General features: G+C 31.7%; 19 protein-coding genes. 16 read left to right on the top strand and 3 right to left on the bottom strand.

Going from position 1 to position 18,406, the window contains the following annotated elements; all coding sequences use genetic code 11:
• Positions 1 to 32 precede the first annotated feature (32 nt).
• From ACQY6M_RS00235 to ACQY6M_RS00180, 12 genes are all read left to right on the top strand, one after another.
• A complete protein-coding gene (locus ACQY6M_RS00235) occupies positions 33 to 1,886 on the top strand; it encodes a tetratricopeptide repeat-containing sensor histidine kinase (RefSeq protein ID WP_428742687.1) in 1,854 nt (617 codons plus the stop codon).
• Between the two features lie 2 nt (positions 1,887 to 1,888).
• Complete coding sequence (locus ACQY6M_RS00230; RefSeq protein ID WP_428742686.1) at positions 1,889 to 2,554, top strand: response regulator; 666 nt, start codon at positions 1,889 to 1,891, stop codon at positions 2,552 to 2,554.
• A gap of 102 nt (positions 2,555 to 2,656) precedes the next feature.
• Positions 2,657 to 3,217: an SH3 domain-containing protein gene (locus ACQY6M_RS00225; RefSeq protein ID WP_428742685.1), complete on the top strand. Its 561-nt coding sequence runs from the start codon at positions 2,657 to 2,659 to the stop codon at positions 3,215 to 3,217.
• A 101-nt stretch (positions 3,218 to 3,318) separates the two neighbouring features.
• Positions 3,319 to 3,609 (top strand): TM2 domain-containing protein, encoded by a 291-nt coding sequence (locus ACQY6M_RS00220; RefSeq protein ID WP_428742684.1) that lies wholly within the window; start codon positions 3,319 to 3,321, stop codon positions 3,607 to 3,609.
• Between the two features lie 11 nt (positions 3,610 to 3,620).
• Complete coding sequence (locus tag ACQY6M_RS00215) at positions 3,621 to 4,697, top strand: type I restriction endonuclease (RefSeq protein WP_428742683.1); 1,077 nt, start codon at positions 3,621 to 3,623, stop codon at positions 4,695 to 4,697.
• Between the two features lie 12 nt (positions 4,698 to 4,709).
• Positions 4,710 to 4,946 carry a hypothetical protein gene (locus tag ACQY6M_RS00210; RefSeq protein WP_428742682.1) on the top strand — a complete coding sequence of 79 codons (237 nt, stop codon included), beginning with the start codon at positions 4,710 to 4,712 and terminating at the stop codon, positions 4,944 to 4,946.
• A gap of 91 nt (positions 4,947 to 5,037) precedes the next feature.
• On the top strand, positions 5,038 to 6,894 hold the full coding sequence (locus ACQY6M_RS00205; RefSeq protein WP_428742681.1) for a DNA topoisomerase IV subunit B: 1,857 nt from the start codon (positions 5,038 to 5,040) through the stop codon (positions 6,892 to 6,894).
• 1 nt (position 6,895) lies between these two features.
• Positions 6,896 to 7,117, top strand: a complete 222-nt coding sequence (locus tag ACQY6M_RS00200) for a hypothetical protein (RefSeq protein ID WP_428742680.1) — start codon at positions 6,896 to 6,898, stop codon at positions 7,115 to 7,117.
• A complete protein-coding gene (locus ACQY6M_RS00195) occupies positions 7,114 to 7,644 on the top strand; it encodes a hypothetical protein (protein WP_274634142.1) in 531 nt (176 codons plus the stop codon). The genes ACQY6M_RS00200 and ACQY6M_RS00195 overlap by 4 nt, the downstream gene beginning before the upstream one ends.
• Positions 7,645 to 7,704: 60 nt before the next feature.
• On the top strand, positions 7,705 to 10,413 hold the full coding sequence (locus ACQY6M_RS00190; protein WP_428742679.1) for a DNA gyrase/topoisomerase IV subunit A: 2,709 nt from the start codon (positions 7,705 to 7,707) through the stop codon (positions 10,411 to 10,413).
• Complete coding sequence (locus tag ACQY6M_RS00185; protein ID WP_428742678.1) at positions 10,414 to 11,100, top strand: aspartate/glutamate racemase family protein; 687 nt, start codon at positions 10,414 to 10,416, stop codon at positions 11,098 to 11,100.
• Positions 11,100 to 11,966 (top strand): mechanosensitive ion channel family protein, encoded by an 867-nt coding sequence (locus ACQY6M_RS00180; RefSeq protein WP_428742677.1) that lies wholly within the window; start codon positions 11,100 to 11,102, stop codon positions 11,964 to 11,966. The genes ACQY6M_RS00185 and ACQY6M_RS00180 overlap by 1 nt, the downstream gene beginning before the upstream one ends.
• A gap of 10 nt (positions 11,967 to 11,976) precedes the next feature.
• On the opposite strand, the gene ACQY6M_RS00175 is transcribed toward ACQY6M_RS00180, so the two are convergent.
• The 3 genes from ACQY6M_RS00175 to ACQY6M_RS00165 form a co-directional block, all read right to left on the bottom strand.
• Positions 11,977 to 12,945, bottom strand: coding sequence for a hypothetical protein (locus ACQY6M_RS00175; RefSeq protein WP_428742676.1), 969 nt, complete (start codon positions 12,943 to 12,945; stop codon positions 11,977 to 11,979).
• Between the two features lie 147 nt (positions 12,946 to 13,092).
• Positions 13,093 to 13,401 carry a DUF6787 family protein gene (locus ACQY6M_RS00170; RefSeq protein ID WP_428742996.1) on the bottom strand — a complete coding sequence of 103 codons (309 nt, stop codon included), beginning with the start codon at positions 13,399 to 13,401 and terminating at the stop codon, positions 13,093 to 13,095.
• An 86-nt stretch (positions 13,402 to 13,487) separates the two neighbouring features.
• Positions 13,488 to 14,132, bottom strand: coding sequence for a DUF937 domain-containing protein (locus ACQY6M_RS00165; RefSeq protein WP_428742675.1), 645 nt, complete (start codon positions 14,130 to 14,132; stop codon positions 13,488 to 13,490).
• Positions 14,133 to 14,254: 122 nt separating this feature from the next.
• Between ACQY6M_RS00165 and ACQY6M_RS00160 the strand changes: the two genes are divergently transcribed.
• The 4 genes from ACQY6M_RS00160 to ACQY6M_RS00145 all read left to right on the top strand — a co-directional run bounded on the left by ACQY6M_RS00160 (position 14,255) and on the right by ACQY6M_RS00145 (position 18,384).
• Entirely contained in the window at positions 14,255 to 15,580 is a 1,326-nt protein-coding gene (locus ACQY6M_RS00160) for a dicarboxylate/amino acid:cation symporter (RefSeq protein ID WP_428742674.1), read from the top strand.
• A gap of 105 nt (positions 15,581 to 15,685) precedes the next feature.
• Positions 15,686 to 16,717: a glutathione synthase gene (gene gshB, locus ACQY6M_RS00155; protein WP_428742673.1), complete on the top strand. Its 1,032-nt coding sequence runs from the start codon at positions 15,686 to 15,688 to the stop codon at positions 16,715 to 16,717.
• Complete coding sequence (locus ACQY6M_RS00150) at positions 16,707 to 17,546, top strand: sulfurtransferase (RefSeq protein ID WP_428742672.1); 840 nt, start codon at positions 16,707 to 16,709, stop codon at positions 17,544 to 17,546. Before gshB ends, ACQY6M_RS00150 begins: the two co-directional genes overlap by 11 nt.
• A gap of 7 nt (positions 17,547 to 17,553) precedes the next feature.
• A complete protein-coding gene (locus ACQY6M_RS00145; RefSeq protein WP_428742671.1) occupies positions 17,554 to 18,384 on the top strand; it encodes an N-formylglutamate amidohydrolase in 831 nt (276 codons plus the stop codon).
• The last annotated feature ends 22 nt before the right edge of the window (positions 18,385 to 18,406 follow it).

Genomic DNA, 18,406 nt, shown 5'->3' with positions numbered 1-18,406 from the left:
TTTATATTGTAAAAACTTTTAAAAGATAGTTTATGAAAAGAAAAGATTGCATAATTTTTATAATTATTTCATTTTTTTGTTTACAGGTCTTTTCTTTTCAGATAGAAAGTTCTAAAAGATTAGCAAAAGTTCAAAAAAAAATAGACCAATTAAAAGAGAACAGTGAAATTAGCGAAGAACTTTTTAAAGCCTATGATGAAATAAGTTATTTATATAATAAAAAAAAAGATTACTATAGAGCTATAGATTATGCTGGCGAGATGTTAGAGGTAGCAAGAGAGCTAGGAAAAGAAAAACTTATAGCTGAAGCATATAGTAAATTAGGTTTTTATAAAAGAAAAGAGTTTAAAAATGAGGAAGCGTTTAAGTTTTACCAATTATCATTGGTTTATTATCTAAAAGATAAAAACTTAAATAGACAAGACAGTTTAAATTTAGGGAAAACTTATAGGAATATAGCTCAAATTCAATCATTTTATGGAGATTATCTATCTAGTGAAAAAAATAATGTAAATGCATTATTATATATAAATGATAGGGATAAAAACTTAAAAGCTCGAATATATTATAGTATTGGTGTTGATTATAAAAAAAGAAAATTATTTAAGGAAGCATTAGAACGGTATGATTTAGCAATTAACTTATCAAATTTTTCAAAAGATAGAGCTAAATATTATAATGCTAAAGCTAATGTTTATAGGTATTTAAAAGAGTATAATAAATCGATTAACATTTTTAATCATTTATTAGATACTGTTGATTATGAGAAAAATATAAAGAGTAAAGCAAGAGTTATAGATAATTTAGCCTATACAAAATGGCTTCAGGATTCAACTAGGAATGTATTGTCTGATTTACATCTAGCAGAAAGTATTAGAGTAGCAGAAAAAGATAGGAACGGTTTAAAAGCTTCTTATGCACACTTAGTAGATTATTATAAAAATATAAATGGAAATAGAGCATTAACGTATGCTTACAAAATGCAGGATGTAGCAAAAAAAGAAAAAAGCCCTTATGATGTTATAGAAGCCTTGGATAAAATAAAAATTTTAGAAAAACCAGAAAAAGCAATACTTATAGCCAATAGGAGGAGTATTTTAAAGGATAGCCTTGAATTAGCTAAAGATAGAGAACAAGGTAAATATGCTTTAATAAAATATGAAAGTGAAGAAAACGAGAAGAAAGCAATTGAAAATAGATTACTAGCAGAGCAACAAAGATCACAAAAACAGCTTTGGATTTTCGCAGCTATTCTTACCATAGTAACTTCTATTATATATTTTTTCTATAGGAGAGAAAAAACGAAAAAAGAAAAAGCGATAGAAGTCTATAATACAGAAACTCGTTTGGCAAAAAAAATACACGATGAATTAGCAAACGATGTATATGCGGTAATGAGTACACTGCAAAACAATTCAATAACAGATTCCAATTTACTTACACGAGTTGAGAAAATATATGCTCAAACCAGAGACATTTCTCATGAAAATAGTCCTGTATTAACAGGGGAATATTTTGAAAATTTCTTAAAACAACTGTTTGTAGATTTTACTAACGATACTTGTAAAGTAATTCATAAAGGATTGTTAGAGGTTAATATAAATGAGTTGCCTAAAGAAAAGCAAATAGTAGTGTATAGAGTATTGCAAGAATTACTGGTTAATATGAAAAAGTATAGTAAAGCAAATCTAGTACTTATTAGCTTTTCAATACAAAAACATACACTATCAGTAATGTATCAAGACAATGGAATTGGAACCGAAAATCTAGCAATGAAGAATGGTTTGCAAAATATGGAAACCCGTATAAAATCAGTTGGAGGCTTTATTACTTTTGAATCAAAGCAAGGAAAAGGATTTCAAGCAAAGTTTCAATTTAAAAAGTAGTTATGTTCAAAAAAGTATTGATAGCAGAAGATGCAGATTACATGTCAAGCGGAATTAAAGTAGCCTTAGAGAGTCTGCAAATTCCAATTGTAGAATATGCCCAGTATTGTGACGAAGCTTTTTTAAAGTTAAAGAAAGCATGGTTAGATGGAGAACCGTTTGATTTATTAGTAAGCGATTTGTCATTTAAGGAGAATATAAATCCTCAACGATTAGAATCAGGGGAAGCACTCATAGCTGAAGCAAAAAAGCTGCAACCTACTTTAAAAACGGTAGTGTTTTCTGTAGAAGATAAACCTTATAGAATTCAGCAATTATGTAATGAGTTAGCAGTTAATGCGTATGTGTGGAAGTCTAACCACGGACAAAAAGAATTAAAAAGAGCAGTACAATCCGTTTATAATGGTGAGTTTTTTATTACTCCTCAGTTAGCACATTCCTTACGAGACAAAGAAGCTTTTGAAATTACAGATTATGATGTGTTTTTGTTAAAACATTTAGCAGAAGGTTTAGATCAAAAAGAAATTAGTGAGGAGTTAAAAAATAGCAACATCAAACCAAGTAGTATAAGTTCGGTAGAAAAACGTTTAAAATTATTGAAAGAAAACTTTAATGCGAACAATCCAACCCAATTAATTGCCATTACCAAAGACTTCGGATTGATTTAAAAACCATAGATACACTTTTTTATAACCCTAGGGAAACCCGTAGGGTTTTGTGTTTTTATCAAGGTAGGTTTGAGATTATGTAAATTTAACCCTTTCTGTATTATGGAAATAAAGAAACAAATCTCTTTATTAGTCTCTTTGTTAATAGTAATAATTTTTACAGTTGTAATAACAAAGAGAGAGACTTCTAAAGAGAACTTACAAAGTACAACGATTCAAGGTTGTTATATCACTCCAGAAGCTAGGTGTACAGGTTCGGCAAACTGTAGAGCTTGCAAAAACTGTAATTATTGTAAACATTGTAACAGTGGAGGCTCTTGTGGAGTATGTGATAGAAGAAGTAACACTAAAAGCTATACTAATTCATACAATAGCTACAAAAAGCCAGAACAAACCAAAAGAAACATTTTTGATGGGCGTACTACTACAAATAGTACATCATCTATAGAAGAACCCTATTACCTAAAAACACTCTTGGTAAATAAAAATTTGTTGAATTTAAGGAGCGGTCCTGATACGTCTTATTATGTAATTCAACAATTAGGGTATGGAGAAAAATTAACTGTTTTATCCATGCATGGTAAATGGATTAAAGTAAAAGTAAAAAGAACTAAAGTTGTTGGTTTTGTACATCAAAATGGAGTTTTATTGTTAGAGAATTAAGAAGTGCTTTTACCTCTTAAAATAAAGACTTACGGATTTCCGTAAGTTTTTGTTATTTAGGGAGTTTAGATTTGAGGTATATAACCAAAACTTTAAAAAAAATGAACAAGCATTATTTACAATCGAAAGTTAAGTCGACAGGGACAGCTTATCTATTATGGTTTTTTTTAGGAGCGCATTACGCTTATCTTGGAAAGTGGGGAATACAACTTTTGTATTGGTTTACTTTAGGGGGATTAGGTATATGGGTTTTAATTGATTTGTTTACAATGTCTAGTAAAGTAGAAAGGTATAATGCATTAATTTTTCAGCAAATAGAAGAAATAAATAAGAAAGAAAGAGAAGATGAACATGCTAGAAATATAGCTATGATGCAGGCAATGAAATCTTAAATTTTTGAAAAATGGAACTAGCTAACAAACTAAAAGCACTTTCTCAGAAGATTACAACATTAAAAGAGCAAATTGAAACAGAAGAAGCTACAAAAACAGCTTTTGTATTGCCTTTTATAGATTTATTAGGCTACGATATTTTTAACCCAACAGAAGTAATACCAGAGTTTACGGCCGATATTGGATTAAAAAAAGGAGAAAAAGTAGATTATGCTATCATTGAAAAGAATGTTCCTATCTTAATTATAGAATGTAAGCACTGGAAGGAAGATTTAAATACACATAATTCACAATTATTTAGATATTTTCATGCCTCAAAATCAAGATTTGCACTTTTAACAAATGGTATAGAATATAAGTTTTTTACTGATTTAGAAGCGACAAATAAAATGGATGAGAAACCATTTTTAGAATTTGATATTACCAAGTTGAAAGAGCCTACAATTAATGAAATACTAAAGTTTCATAAATCAAATTTTGATATTGATCAAATAGTTAATAATGCCAGTTCTTTAAAATATTCTAAAGAGATAAAAAAGATTTTTAATACCCAATTGGTGGACCCTGAAAATGATTTTATTCGATTTTTCTCTTCAAGAGTTTATTCAGGAAGACAAACTGAAAGAATCCTAGAGCAGTTTAAAGAATTAGTATCAAAATCTATTAATCAATTGATAAGTGAGAAAGTAAATGATCGATTACATAGCGCGTTGAATAAAGAAGAAGAAAAATTGGTGGAAGAAAATATAGAGTCTGAACAAAAAAATGAAAGCAAAATAGTAACGACAGAGGAGGAAATGGAAGCGTACAGAATAGTGGTAGCTATTTTGCGAAAAAAAATTTCTGTAGAAAGAATTGCTTATAGAGATACACAATCCTATTTCGGAGTTTTATTAGATGATAATAATCGTAAACCGTTATGTAGATTTCACTTTAACGGAAAGATCAAATATGTCGGATTGTTTGATGCTAACAAAAAAGAGGTAAGAGAAAAAATAGAGAAAATTGATGATATCTATAAGTTAGACTCTTTACTTTTAAAAACAATAGATTATTATGAAGAGTTAGAGGTAGAAAAGGTTAATTAAAGCTAAAGAACAATGAAAAAATACATACTACTTATATTCGCGACATTAATACTGACGGCTTTTCAAGAAAAGAAAGAAGAAAAAGTATTTATATGTAAAAGTGTGGCTAGTAATCGTTATCATTTAAAGAAAACATGCCGAGGACTTTCAACTTGTAAAACAGAAATAAAAACGATTTTAAGGAAAAAAGCAGAAAATTACGGTCGGACTTTGTGCAAGATTGAGGCGAAACATTTGAAGGGGAAATAACTTGAACTCTGTTAATAATTAAATTAGCAGAGTTTTTTGTTTTTACGCAGTAAACACTATTTTAGCAGAGACTTCAATTTCCTTTATTTTTATGACTCAAGAAACAAAATATACCGAAGATAATATTCGCTCACTCGATTGGAAAGAACATATCCGTATGCGTCCTGGGATGTATATTGGTAAATTAGGAGACGGTTCTTCACCAGATGATGGGATTTATATTTTGGTAAAAGAAGTACTCGACAACTCTATAGATGAGTTTGTTATGGGTACTGGAAAAACAATTGAAGTTTCGGTACAGGGCGATAAGGTTATTGTACGAGATTACGGCCGTGGTATTCCGTTAGGAAAAGTAGTTGATGTAGTATCGAAAATGAATACCGGTGGTAAGTACGATTCACGAGCCTTTAAAAAATCGGTAGGATTAAACGGGGTAGGTACTAAAGCGGTAAATGCCTTATCAACTTATTTTAGAGTAGAGTCTACCCGTGATGGTAAATCGGCAGCGGCTGAGTTTGAAAAAGGAAATTTAACCAATCAAGAATTTTTAGAAGAAACTTCACGTAGAAGAGGAACCAAAGTAACTTTTATTGCAGATGATACCATTTTTAAGCATTATAAGTATCGTCCTGAATATATTATAAAACTACTGAAGAACTATGTATATCTAAACCCAGGATTAACCATAGTTTTTAATGGTGAGAAGTTCTACTCAGAAAACGGATTAAAAGATTTATTGGAAGATAACAACAATCAAGATGATATGTTGTATCCAATTATTCATTTACGTGGTGCTGATATAGAAATTGCGATGACACATAGTAAAACGCAATATTCTGAAGAATATCATTCATTTGTAAATGGGCAAAATACTACGCAGGGAGGTACACATTTAAATGCTTTTAGAGAAGCAGTAGTAAAAACGGTACGTGAGTTTTTTGGAAAGAACTTTGAAGCATCCGATGTTCGTAAATCTATCATTGCTGCGATTTCTATTAAGGTAATGGAACCTGTTTTTGAAAGTCAAACCAAAACGAAGTTAGGTTCAACCGAAATGGGGGAAGATTTACCAAGCGTTCGTACCTATATCAATGACTTTGTAAAAACGCAGTTAGATAATTTTTTACATAAGAATACCGAGATAGCAGATAAACTTCAAAAGAAAATATTACAGGCTGAAAAAGAGCGCAAGGAGTTATCAGGAATTCGAAAGTTAGCCAGAGAGCGTGCTAAAAAAGCAAGTTTACACAACAAAAAACTTCGTGATTGCCGTATTCATTTTGGAGATACTAAAAAAGATGGATATTTAGATACAACCTTATTTATTACCGAGGGAGATTCGGCAAGTGGATCGATTACCAAATCGCGAAATGTAAACACGCAAGCAGTATTCAGTTTAAAAGGAAAGCCGTTGAATTCGTACGGATTGTCTAAGAAAATTGTGTACGAAAACGAAGAGTTTAACTTGTTACAAGCAGCGCTGAATATTGAAGATGGGTTAGAAGATTTGCGTTACAACAATATTGTAATTGCTACCGATGCCGATGTAGATGGTATGCATATTCGATTGTTATTAATTACCTTCTTTTTACAATTCTTTCCAGAAGTTATTAAAGAAGGGCATTTATATATTCTAGACACTCCGCTGTTTAGAGTACGAAATAAAAAAGAAACCATTTATTGTTATTCTGAAGAAGAAAAACAAGCCGCAATTCAGAAATTAAGAGGAAAACCAGAAATAACTCGATTTAAAGGATTAGGAGAGATTTCTCCTAACGAATTTGTTCATTTTATTGGTGATGATATTCGTTTAGATCCGGTAATGTTAGATAAAGAAATGTCGATAGAACAGATGCTGGAATTCTATATGGGTAAAAATACACCAGACAGACAAAAGTTTATTATCAACAACCTAAAAGTTGAGTTAGACTTAGTAGAAGAAAATTAATATGAAAAACGTAGGGAAAATATTTGACGCGATGTCAATCCTTTTTGGAGTAATCTTAATTGGATGGTTTACGCAAATTGATTACAGTAATTTGTCGTTCAACAACAATTCATCTCCATACCTAGGAATCATTTCTGCTGTCTTATTCATTTTAGTGATGCAATTTGCCAAGAGACATCAGGTAAATAAACAGCTTGTAACTAAGAACAAGAAAAAACAATGAAGATTATTAAATTATCTTCCAAAGATATAACTCATTTGAAAAAACAGGTGAAAAATGACTATTTGTTGTTGTTTTTTATGACTGTTATATTGATACTTTTTTGGTATTTATTTAATGATAATGGAATTTTTGGAAAGTTAATTTTAGTATTTGGAGGTATAGGAATTCTTGGGGCATTTTTAAATAGATTGACAATCTATCAAGATTTAATAGAGAAAAAAAAATATTCTGGAGAATTTAAGGTAATAGGAAAAATTGAAAAAGTAAGGCGCAGAGGGCATGATACTGATTCTGGTCATTTTAGTAGTGTTGAGGACATTATATACTTAATTAAGTTCAATGATTGGCGGATAGGAAACATAAGGTTTGAAAAGAAATATTGGGAAATAGTAAATGAAGGAGATATTTTTGAAATAGATCAAGCAGTAAATTCACAATATGTTTTAAGGATTAGTAGAGAGGGTAAAGATTTTAAAAAAGCAGTTAGGTTAGATTATAACGATAAAAAAAGTAATTTCGATAGATAATTTTACTTTATTATAAAAAAAAACTAATACTTAAACTCTTAAGCGATTAAACAATAATCAATGAGTGAAGAAAACAACAATTACGAACACGACGAAGAATTAAATCAACCTATTGAAAGTACCGAAACTATTACCAAGGTAACCGGTATGTACAAAGAATGGTTTTTAGATTATGCTTCGTATGTAATTTTAGAACGTGCAGTACCTTCGATAGAAGACGGATTTAAACCCGTACAACGTCGTATTATGCATTCAATGAAAGATTTAGATGATGGTCGTTACAATAAAGTAGCGAACATTGTTGGACATACCATGCAATATCACCCACATGGTGATGCTTCTATAGCCGATGCGATGGTACAAATGGGACAGAAAGAATTGCTGATAGACATGCAAGGTAACTGGGGTAATATCCTAACAGGTGACCGTGCTGCAGCTTCTCGTTACATTGAAGCACGTTTATCAAAATTTGCCTTAGATGTTGTTTTCAATGCAAAAACTACCGAATGGCAAGCATCCTATGATGGTCGTAAGAAGGAGCCTGTAAACTTACCAGTAAAGTTTCCGTTGTTATTAGCACAAGGAGCAGAAGGTATTGCGGTGGGATTATCAACCAAAATTCTTCCACATAACTTTAACGAATTGATAGATGCTTCTATCAAATATTTAAAAGGAAGAAGTTTTACCATAGTTCCCGATTTCTTAACAGGAGGTATCGTAGATGTTACCGATTATAGAGATGGAAAAAGAGGAGGGAAAATCAGAGTACGTGCTAAAATAGCAGCACTCGATAAAAAAACATTGGTAATTACCGAAATTCCATTTGGAACTACTACCTCTTCGTTAATTGATAGCATCTTAAAAGCGAATGAGAAAGGGAAAATTAAGATTAAAAAGATAGAAGATAATACCGCTGCTGAGGTAGAAATTTTGGTGCATTTACCGCCTAATGTGTCGCCAGATAAAACAATTGATGCCTTATATGCTTTTACCAGTTGTGAAAATTCAATATCTCCTTTGTGTTGTATTATTGAAGACAACAAACCTATTTTTATAGGAGTAAGTGAAATTTTAAGAAAATCGACAGATTTTACAGTTGAATTACTCAAACGAGAGTTAGAAATTCAATTACACGAGTTAGAAGAGCAATGGCACTTTGCCTCGTTAGAGCGCATATTCATTGAAAATAGAATTTACCGTGATATTGAAGAAGTTGAAACTTGGGAAGGTGTAATAGAAGCGATTGATAAAGGCTTACAGCCACATATCAAACATTTGAGACGCGAAGTAACAGAAGAAGATATTGTGCGTTTAACAGAAATCCGAATTAAAAAGATTTCTAAGTTTGATATTGACAAGGCTAAACAATTTATTGAAAGTTTAGAAGAAAAAATAGCTGAGGTAAAGCATTATTTAGCTCATCTTATCGACTTTGCAATTGATTACTTTAAAGAATTAAAAAACAAATACGGAAAAGGTAAAGAACGTAAAACAGAAATCCGAATTTTTGATGATATCGTAGCTACGAAAGTAGTAATGCGTAACTCTAAACTTTATGTAAACAGAGAGGAAGGATTTATAGGAACATCGTTGAAAAAAGACGAGTACGTTACCGATTGTGCAGATATCGATGATGTGATAGTGTTTAGAGAAGACGGATCAATGATTGTGACTAAAGTAGATTCTAAAACTTTCGTAGGTAAAGGAATTATTCACGTTGCGATTTTCAAAAAGAAAGATAGACGCACCGTATATAACATGATTTATAGAGACGGAGCTAAAGGCGCATCTTATATGAAACGTTTCAATGTAACATCGGTTACACGTGATAAAGAGTACAACTTAGCTAACGAGGATTCTAAATCGAAAGTATTGTATTTTTCTGCCAATCGAAATGGTGAGGCTGAGGTTGTAACTATTTTATTACGAGCGGTAGGAAGCATAAAAAAGTTAAAATGGGATATTGATTTTGCTGATTTAGCTATTAAAGGTCGTAGTGTACGAGGTAATCAAGTAACTAAGTATGCTATTAAAAAAGTTGAATTCAAAGAAGCAGGAGTATCTACTTTAAAACCTCGTAAAATTTGGTTTGACGATGCAGTTCAACGTTTAAATGTAGATGGAAGAGGGGAATTACTGGGAGAGTTTAAAGCAGAAGACAAAATTTTAATCGCTACACAATCGGGTAAGATTAAAGCAGTAACTCCAGATTTAGGGATGCATTTTGAAGATGATATGATTGTTTTAGAGAAATGGAAGCCTAAAAAACCGATTTCAGCTGTTTATTTTGATGGAAACAAAGAACGTTATTTTGTAAAACGTTTTTTAATAGAAGCTCCTGATAAAGAAGAAATTTTTATTTCTGAACATGAAAAATCGAAGTTAGAAATAATAGCTACCGATTATCGTCCAATGGCTGAGGTTGTTTTTTCTAAACGTAATTTGGAGAGTGTAGAAGTAAATTTTGAAGAATTTATAGCGGTTAAAGGAATTAAAGCTTTAGGAAATCAGTTAACCTCTGAAAAGATTAAAACGGTTAATTTATTGGAATCACTTCCATATGAAGAGCCTGAGGAAGAAAAGGTAGAAGATATAGAAGTAAATGAAGAAGAAGAGATTATAGAAGATATATTACCTTTAGAAATCGAAGAAACAAAACCTAAAGAGTTTGCAGAATCGAAAGAAGATAAAGCGAAAAAAGCATTAGAGCGAGCGCTTCAAAAGAAGAAAAAAAGTAAGGATGACGAAAGTCAAACAGCATTGTTTTAAATGAAAAAAATAGGACTAATAGGTGGAATAACTCCTCAATCAACAATAATGTATTATCAAGTGTTAAATGATTTAGCACAGCAAAAATATGGAGGAGAACACACTGCAAAAGTTCTAATTAATTCTGTTGATTTTGGTGAAATTTCTGCATTACAAGTAGCTGGTAAATGGGATGTTTTAGACGATATTATGGCAAATGCAGCTATAAGTTTGGAAAAGGCAGGTGCTAGTTGTATTGTAATTTGCGCAAATACAATGCATTTATGTATTGATGCAGTGAAGAATAATGTTGCAATACCAGTAATTCATATTGCGGAAGCAACTGCAGAGGTTATTCTAGAAAAACACTTGAAAAAAGTTTTATTGTTAGGAACTAGGTACACTATGGAGAAAACTTTTTATACAGATGTATTAAAAAGTTTTAATATAGATACAATTATACCTAACCAAGAAGATAGAAATGTAATCCATCATATTATTTATGATGAGCTAGCAAAAGGTGTCATTAGTAACGAATCTAAAGAAAAGTATATTGCTATTATAGAAAAAGCATATAAAGAAGGTGCCGAAGGGGTTATATTAGGCTGTACTGAAATCCCTTTATTAATTAAGCAGGATGATGTACAGATTCCTATTTTTGATACAACCACAATTCACGCAACCAAAGCATTTAATCTTTCTGTATAATGAAAGAATTATTAACATATAAATTCAATTTAAATTCCTTTTTTGGTGTCTTAGGGTATATACTCGTAGTAGCGATAGTTTCTTGGGGAATATCAAGGATTGTAAGAGCTATTATTTGGCAACTGATTAAAAGTAAAAAAGAAGATCGTTTTGGGAGAACTAGTATTCAGTTTTTACGAAATTCAGTAACTTTTGTCATCGGTCTTTTGAGTATTGTGTACATTATTATGACAGTACCAGCTTTTAGAAGCAAAGCAACTTTAATTTTTTCTGGAGCAGGTATTTTAGCGGCAATAATAGGTTTCGCAGCACAAGCAGCGCTTTCTAATTTAATTGCTGGAGCGTTTATTGTTATTTTTCGTCCGTTTCGTGTAGGTGATTATATTAAGTTAGACGAAACTCGAGTAGGAATTGTTGAAGATATCACACTACGGCATACAGTAATTAATAATTTTGAAAACAAAAGATTAATTATTCCTAATTCGGTAATTAGTACTGATTCTATTTTAAATCATACTATAGAAGATTCCCATATTTTAAGTTTTAATAATTTTAAATTGGGCATTAAAGCAGATATTGATTTAGCGCGAAAAATTATTCAAGAAGAAGCTGTTAAATTACCTACTGTGATAGATTATCGTACTCCAGAACAAGTAATGGCGGATATACATCAAGTAGATGTTCGTGTTATTGATATACATTCAGATCATATACACATGCGTGCCTATGTATGGTTAAATGAGCCTTTTCAGGAGTTTAAAACAAAATGTAACTTAAAAGAAGCGGTGCACAAACGCTTTTTAAAAGAAGGCGTTGATTTACCAATTCCAATTAACATTAATGAAATCATCAACAAAGTAAATTAAGTTCACTTTGTTAATATACTTGAAATGTTTTAAATAACTTTTTGTCTGAAGGATTAGGAACCTCGGAAATAAGTCCATAAATACCTTTTTCTAGTATGGCTGTGAAATAGCCTGTACTTCCTTTAGGCATGTCATTCACTCCCCCCAAAAAAATAACATCAGAAGGAGCTGGTTCTATTAATCCTTTAGGATCTGCCCAATTCATCCAGTTTTCTAGGTTTTTAAGGTCGGTTTTGTTTTGTAGTTTTACAAGGTTAATATCGTGTCCTACAAATGTTTCATAAACGACTTGATCTTTAAAATATATAGAAAAGGTACGTCTTCCTGCAAAAACAGAATCTTTAAATACAATACCATCCGTACTTGAAATAGTAACGTTAACATCAACATCATCCTTAGGCTCAGTATTTTCTGAGCTTTTGTTAGAAACAACTACATCTTTAACCATACCCATAGAAGAATGAAACACACCATTACTCATTTTTACATAACATTCTAGTATGTAGTTTCCTGGTTTTAGGTATAAAGTAGTTTCTCCAGTTTTTTCAGAGGAAATCAATCCACTACCTCCTAAAAAAACTACTTTGCTAAACCATTCAGGTAAGTTGGCAAATTCAGCAAACCCTTTTTTAGCTTTTCCTTCATTAATGAGTAGCATTGCTTTGTCAAATACAGGAGCAACAAACTTTTTAGCATCTTCTGAATTTTTACCTTCAGGATATTTATCTACGAGGAAAAAATGAGTTTGTGGAGATTTATTAAAGTATTGAAATGTGTTCCAGCCAGAAGGAATTGTATCTGGCATTTGAAATTCCATATTTTCTGTAATTATTGTAATTACATTTTCTTTTTTTACTTTTTCTTCTGTCGGTATGGTATCTTTTTGAGTTTGTTTTTTGTCAGTTTTACAAGATTGGAGGGAAATAATACAGCAAACAATAGCGATGGAAAAAAGAATTCCTTTTTGTAAAGATTTCATATAAAAATAGATTTAGTTAGTAGTAGTTCTATTTAAAATTAGAGAAGTAAAGAACTAAGATTAAGATTAAAAATCTTATCAATACACGAAAATAAGGAATTTAAAGTGTAGAATGGTAAGGTAAAATACTGATTATTATGTCTTAGACTAGTTTTCTTTAAAAAGAAACCCTAAACCTAAGCGACTTAAAAATTTCTTTTCAAAGGCCCAAAAAAACTTGAATTGACCGAAAAGCCAACCAACTAAAGGTAAGGTAGATTGATAAATGGGAAAAATTAATAAGATTCTCAAAGGATAGTACACCCAAGAAGACACAGTATTAGGAGATAACCCGAGTAAACCAGTAATAGGCTTAGCAATCCAAGTAGCAAAAGAACCATTAAGAGCAAAAACTATAATGATAGCTATTATACTCCAGTTATTATCAATACCCCAACGTTGTTTTAGTTTTTCCATAAATACTAAATAATCGTGGCAAAAGTAGTCAAAAGAAAAAGGGCAAACAAATGTTAGCCCTTTCATTATTAATATAAATGTACTGTTTATTTTTTACCAAATACGCCACCCAAAAGTCCGCCTAAAAGGCTACCAGATTTTTGTTTACCCGCACTTCCTAAAACCATACCGGCAACGTCATCAACAATACTGCCATCACCATCAGCATCCAAAATTTGTTCTAAGAAACTTTGCTCTTTTTGAGCAGAGTTTCCTCCAAGTAAACCACCTAAAAGCCCTCCTAAATCACTAGAGTTGCTTACATTTTCTTGACGAGATTGTTTTCCTAATATTGCCATTAAAATAGGAGCAGCAGTTTTTAAAATATCTGCTACTGCACTAGCACTAATACCAGACTTTTGTCCAATAATCTGTTCAACTCCTTGTTGTTTGTTACCCAATACGTGTCCTAATATTTTACTACCATCTTGTAAAATATAGGTATTTACGCCGCCAGCAAATAAATCTCCCAAATTATCTAAGATGCCTCCATCGTGTTTATTTAAGGCGCTTATTAATCCTTCAGCCCCTTCTGGAGTAGAAGCGTTACGTTGCATAGCTTTCATTAAAACAGGCATTGCCATGGTTAATACGCTACTTGTCTTGTTGGTATCTTGCCCTGTTGATTCAGCTACACCAGAAACAATTGTTTTACCTAAATCGCTATTTAATAAATCTAAAATTCCTGCCATTTTTTGTTGTGATAAGATTAGTATTCAAGTTTAGATAATTAGACACAAATAACAAAATGAAGGTCACTTTTTTTTTAAATATTTCTTTTTACCTTACACCCTCTAAAAAACGAACAGATTACATGAAAAAACTTGCACTACACTGGCAAATTTTAATAGGAATGATTTTGGGAATTTTATTTGGTTTAGGAATGACTTCTGTTGATGGAGGCGCATCATTTGTAGCTGACTGGATAAAACCTTTGGGAACAATTTTTGTAAAATTATTAAAGCTAATAGCAGTACCATTAATTATTGCGTCGTTGGTAAAAGGGATATCTGATTTAAAAGATATTTCTAAATTCAAAAATATAGGTTTACGTACTATAACAATTTATGTGGGAACTACTGTAATAGCTATTATAGTAGGATTATTACTAGTTAATATTGTACAGCCAGGTAAAGGAATTTCTGAAGAAACGATTGCGAAATTAACAGAAACATATGCAAATAGTGGAGGAGTACAAGCTAAAATAGCTGAAGCAAGTAAGCAAAAAGCTAGCGGACCTTTACAATTTATTGTTGATATGGTTCCAGATAATGCAATGCAAGCAATGAGTAGCAATAAGGCAATGTTACAAGTAATTTTCTTTACTATTTTCTTAGGGATTTCTATGTTGTTAGTAGGAGAGAAGAAATCAAAGCCATTAAAAAAATTCTTTGATTCGTTAAATGAAGTAGTGCTGAAAATGGTAGACTTAATTATGTTGTCTGCTCCATTTGCGGTATTTGCATTATTAGCTAATGTAGTGGTGTCTTCAAACGATCCAGATTTATTATTAGCTCTATTAAAGTATGCGTTTACAGTTGTGGGAGGTTTATTAATACTTATTGTGTTTTATATGATATTGATAAGTGTATTTACAAAGAAAAATCCATTGTGGTTTTTACAACAAATTAGTCCAGCACAATTATTAGCTTTTTCTACAAGTTCAAGCGCAGCTACTTTGCCAGTAACAATGGAAAGAGTTGAAGAACATGTTGGAGTGGATAAAGAGGTGTCAAGTTTTGTATTACCAGTAGGAGCTACCATTAATATGGATGGTACTAGTTTGTATCAAGCGGTAGCAGCAGTATTTATTGCGCAAGCTTTAAGTTTTGACTTAACTTTTGGAGACCAATTAACAATTATACTTACAGCATTATTAGCCTCTATAGGGTCAGCTGCTGTTCCAGGTGCAGGAATGGTAATGTTGGTAATTGTATTAGAAGCAGTAGGGTTTCCTGCAGACAAATTAGCCATAGGTTTGGCTTTAATATTTGCTGTGGATAGACCTTTAGATATGTGTAGAACCGTAATTAATGTTACGGGTGATGCAACAGTATCTACTTTAGTAGCAAAATCTGTTGGTAAACTAGGGGATCCTAAACCAAAGAATTGGGATGATCATCTCAAAGAGGTTATATAATATAAATTATCATATAAAATAGTATCTTTATAAACACTGATGAATATGTGTCATTGGTGTTTTTTTAGCTGCAGTTTTAAAAAAGATTTAAATCAATTAGAATAAATGAATATTTGTTTTTTAATGTATCCTTGGGAGGAAATAAATCCTGAGAAAGATTCAACATTAACGTTGATACATGAATGTGCTAAAAGAGGACATGGAGTGGCGATATGTACACCTTCTAACTTAACGATACGTAATAGTGTAACGAATGCATTTTGTACTATTATAGAACGAATGGAGAAAGTACCTGTAAGTATAAAATCATATTATAAAAAAGCAAAAACTAGAGAAGAAATGCTCCCTTTAGCAGGGTTTGATGCGATATTTATGAGGGCAAATCCACCATTGGATCCATTAATGCTAAATTTTTTAGACTCAGTGAAAGATGATGTTTTTATCATTAACTCGGTTCAAGGAATGCGTGAAGCAAACAATAAACTATATACTGCAGTTTTTGAAGATCCCAATAATGAGATTATTCCTGTAACTCACGTTTCTAAAAACAAGGATTATTTAATTAATATTATTGAAGAATCTGAATCAGACAAAATGATTTTAAAACCTTTAAATGGCTATGGAGGTTCAGGTGTGATTTTGATTGAAAAATCAGCAATGGGGAATATTAACTCGCTACTAGATTTTTATATCAATAAAAGTGATGGATCTTCTGATTATGTTATTTTACAGGATTATATAGAAGGAGCGGATAAAGGTGATGTTCGTATTTTGTTATTGAATGGAGTACCTATTGGAGCAATGAGACGTATTCCAGGCGATAAGGATCATCGTTCAAATATTACTGCAGGAGGTAGAGTAGAAAAGCACAAATTAACCAAAGCTGAAAAATTACTTTGTGAAAAGATTGGTCCAAAATTGGTTAAAGATGGATTATACTTTGTAGGGCTTGATGTAATTGGAGGGAAATTGGTAGAGGTAAATGTAATGAGTCCAGGCGGAATTGTGTACATTAATAAAGTATCAAAAGTTAAGATTCAAGAAAAGGTAATTGACTTTTTAGAGAGTAAGATATTAGAAAAAAATGCAGCATTCAGAAGAATGACTGATTTAAAACGTAAAGTAGATGATGCTTAAAGTAACAACACCTCTTGTTTCGGTTGAATGGTTGCAAGAGAATTTAGAGGCAGAAAATCTAATTATTTTAGATGCAACTATTCCTAAAGTAGGAGGAGCAATAGATATAACAAAAGAAAAACAGCAAATTAAAAATGCTGTTTTCTTTGATTTAAAGAACGTTTTTTTAGATGTTAAAGGTGAATATCCTAACACAATTCCATCTAAAGAACACTTCGAAGAACAAGTTCAGAAATTGGGAGTAAACAACGATAGTTGTGTGGTGGTGTATGACGATTTAGGAGTGTATTCATCTCCAAGAGTTTGGTGGTTATTCAATGTTTTTGGGTTTAAGAATATTGCTGTTTTAAATGGAGGATTGCCTGCATGGAAAGAAGCTGGATATGCTGTAGAATTTCAGAAGGAAAACAAAATAGAGCAAGGTAATTTTAAGGCAGAATTTAAAGAAAACTTGTTACGTGTGACTGAACAAGTTTTAGAAGCTTCAAACAACAAAGAATTGATTTTAGATGCACGTTCTAAAGGACGATTTGATGCAACAGAATCAGAACCTAGAAAAGATCTTAGGAGTGGTCATATCCCGAATTCAAAAAGTTTACCTTACGGAATGTTGCAGTCTGATGGAAATATGAAATCTGCTAAAGAACTTCAACAACTATTTTCTTTAGTAAATCCAGAAAAAGAACACATGACTTTTTCGTGTGGATCGGGAATAACAGCGTGTATTTTAGCATTAGGAGCTGAGGCATCAGGATATACAAATTATAGTGTATATGATGGTTCATGGACAGAGTGGGGAAGTAGATTAGAGTTACCAGTAGAGAAATAGTAGTGTGATGAAAAGACTTTCGATAGCAGAAATTATAGAGAAAATTCAAAAGGAAGAAATTTTTGAAGCCGTTTCTAACGATTATTCATTTACCATAAAAATTGATGAGTATGTTCCGTATGTATGTGGAGCAGTTCATGATGGACATCAATTTAGGCAAGAGTTGTGGGAAAACTGTATTCATACAGAATATGAACGTTGGTATGAGGAAGATCCAGAAACCAAAGCGATGATACAATCGCATCCGATTGTTATTGCTGGGATGGATTCTCGTTTTGAGTATGATTTAAACCGAGACCCAGAAACAGCGATTTATACCGATGCTTGGGGGAAACAGTTGTGGTACCAGCCACTTTCTGAAGAAATGAAAGCTAAAAGTTTAGCAAAACATGCTAATTTTTATAAAGTTGTTCATGCTTTGATTTCAAAAATTGAAGAAAAGTATAGTACTTGCATCGTATATGATATGCATTCGTATAACTGGAAACGTTGGGATAGAGAAGTGCCAACATGGAATTTAGGAACTGCAAATGTTGATAATAATCGCTTTGGTAAAGAAATTGAAGCATGGAGAGGAATATTAGAGCAAATGCAGTTACCTAATGATATAAAATCGACTTCTAAAATCAATGATACTTTTCAAGGAAACGGGTATTTTTTAAAATACATTACTCAAAACTTCGATAATACTTTAGTATTGGCGACAGAAATAGCAAAAGTATATTGTGATGAGTTAGCACAAGTCACATATCCAGAAGTGGTTAATGCAGTAGAAAATTATTTGAAGAAGGAGTTAAAATTACATGCGCAATCATTTTATGAAACGCATAAACAGTAAATTTGCAGCCGCTTTAATAAAT

This window comes from Tenacibaculum sp. (assembly GCF_050290165.1).
GTDB lineage: Bacteria > Bacteroidota > Bacteroidia > Flavobacteriales > Flavobacteriaceae > Polaribacter.
The sequence above is the reverse complement of the archived record's forward strand: the minus strand, read 5'-3'. Positions and strand labels throughout refer to the sequence as shown.

What these genes read in the sequence shown, in the direction of transcription:
- ACQY6M_RS00180 (WP_428742677.1), top strand. Translation starts at nt 11,100, where the DNA reads ATGAAAGAATTATTAACATATAAATTCAATTTAAATTCCTTTTTTGGT.
- ACQY6M_RS00220 (WP_428742684.1), top strand. Translation starts at nt 3,319, where the DNA reads ATGAACAAGCATTATTTACAATCGAAAGTTAAGTCGACAGGGACAGCT.
- ACQY6M_RS00185 (WP_428742678.1), top strand. Translation starts at nt 10,414, where the DNA reads ATGAAAAAAATAGGACTAATAGGTGGAATAACTCCTCAATCAACAATA.
- ACQY6M_RS00215 (WP_428742683.1), top strand. Translation starts at nt 3,621, where the DNA reads ATGGAACTAGCTAACAAACTAAAAGCACTTTCTCAGAAGATTACAACA.
- ACQY6M_RS00225 (WP_428742685.1), top strand. Translation starts at nt 2,657, where the DNA reads ATGGAAATAAAGAAACAAATCTCTTTATTAGTCTCTTTGTTAATAGTA.
- ACQY6M_RS00145 (WP_428742671.1), top strand. Translation starts at nt 17,554, where the DNA reads ATGAAAAGACTTTCGATAGCAGAAATTATAGAGAAAATTCAAAAGGAA.
- gshB (WP_428742673.1), top strand. Translation starts at nt 15,686, where the DNA reads ATGAATATTTGTTTTTTAATGTATCCTTGGGAGGAAATAAATCCTGAG.
- ACQY6M_RS00190 (WP_428742679.1), top strand. Translation starts at nt 7,705, where the DNA reads ATGAGTGAAGAAAACAACAATTACGAACACGACGAAGAATTAAATCAA.
- ACQY6M_RS00175 (WP_428742676.1), bottom strand. Translation starts at nt 12,945, where the DNA reads ATGAAATCTTTACAAAAAGGAATTCTTTTTTCCATCGCTATTGTTTGC.
- ACQY6M_RS00150 (WP_428742672.1), top strand. Translation starts at nt 16,707, where the DNA reads ATGATGCTTAAAGTAACAACACCTCTTGTTTCGGTTGAATGGTTGCAA.
- ACQY6M_RS00205 (WP_428742681.1), top strand. Translation starts at nt 5,038, where the DNA reads ATGACTCAAGAAACAAAATATACCGAAGATAATATTCGCTCACTCGAT.
- ACQY6M_RS00235 (WP_428742687.1), top strand. Translation starts at nt 33, where the DNA reads ATGAAAAGAAAAGATTGCATAATTTTTATAATTATTTCATTTTTTTGT.
- ACQY6M_RS00230 (WP_428742686.1), top strand. Translation starts at nt 1,889, where the DNA reads ATGTTCAAAAAAGTATTGATAGCAGAAGATGCAGATTACATGTCAAGC.
- ACQY6M_RS00160 (WP_428742674.1), top strand. Translation starts at nt 14,255, where the DNA reads ATGAAAAAACTTGCACTACACTGGCAAATTTTAATAGGAATGATTTTG.
- ACQY6M_RS00170 (WP_428742996.1), bottom strand. Translation starts at nt 13,401, where the DNA reads ATGGAAAAACTAAAACAACGTTGGGGTATTGATAATAACTGGAGTATA.
- ACQY6M_RS00195 (WP_274634142.1), top strand. Translation starts at nt 7,114, where the DNA reads ATGAAGATTATTAAATTATCTTCCAAAGATATAACTCATTTGAAAAAA.
- ACQY6M_RS00165 (WP_428742675.1), bottom strand. Translation starts at nt 14,132, where the DNA reads ATGGCAGGAATTTTAGATTTATTAAATAGCGATTTAGGTAAAACAATT.
- ACQY6M_RS00200 (WP_428742680.1), top strand. Translation starts at nt 6,896, where the DNA reads ATGAAAAACGTAGGGAAAATATTTGACGCGATGTCAATCCTTTTTGGA.
- ACQY6M_RS00210 (WP_428742682.1), top strand. Translation starts at nt 4,710, where the DNA reads ATGAAAAAATACATACTACTTATATTCGCGACATTAATACTGACGGCT.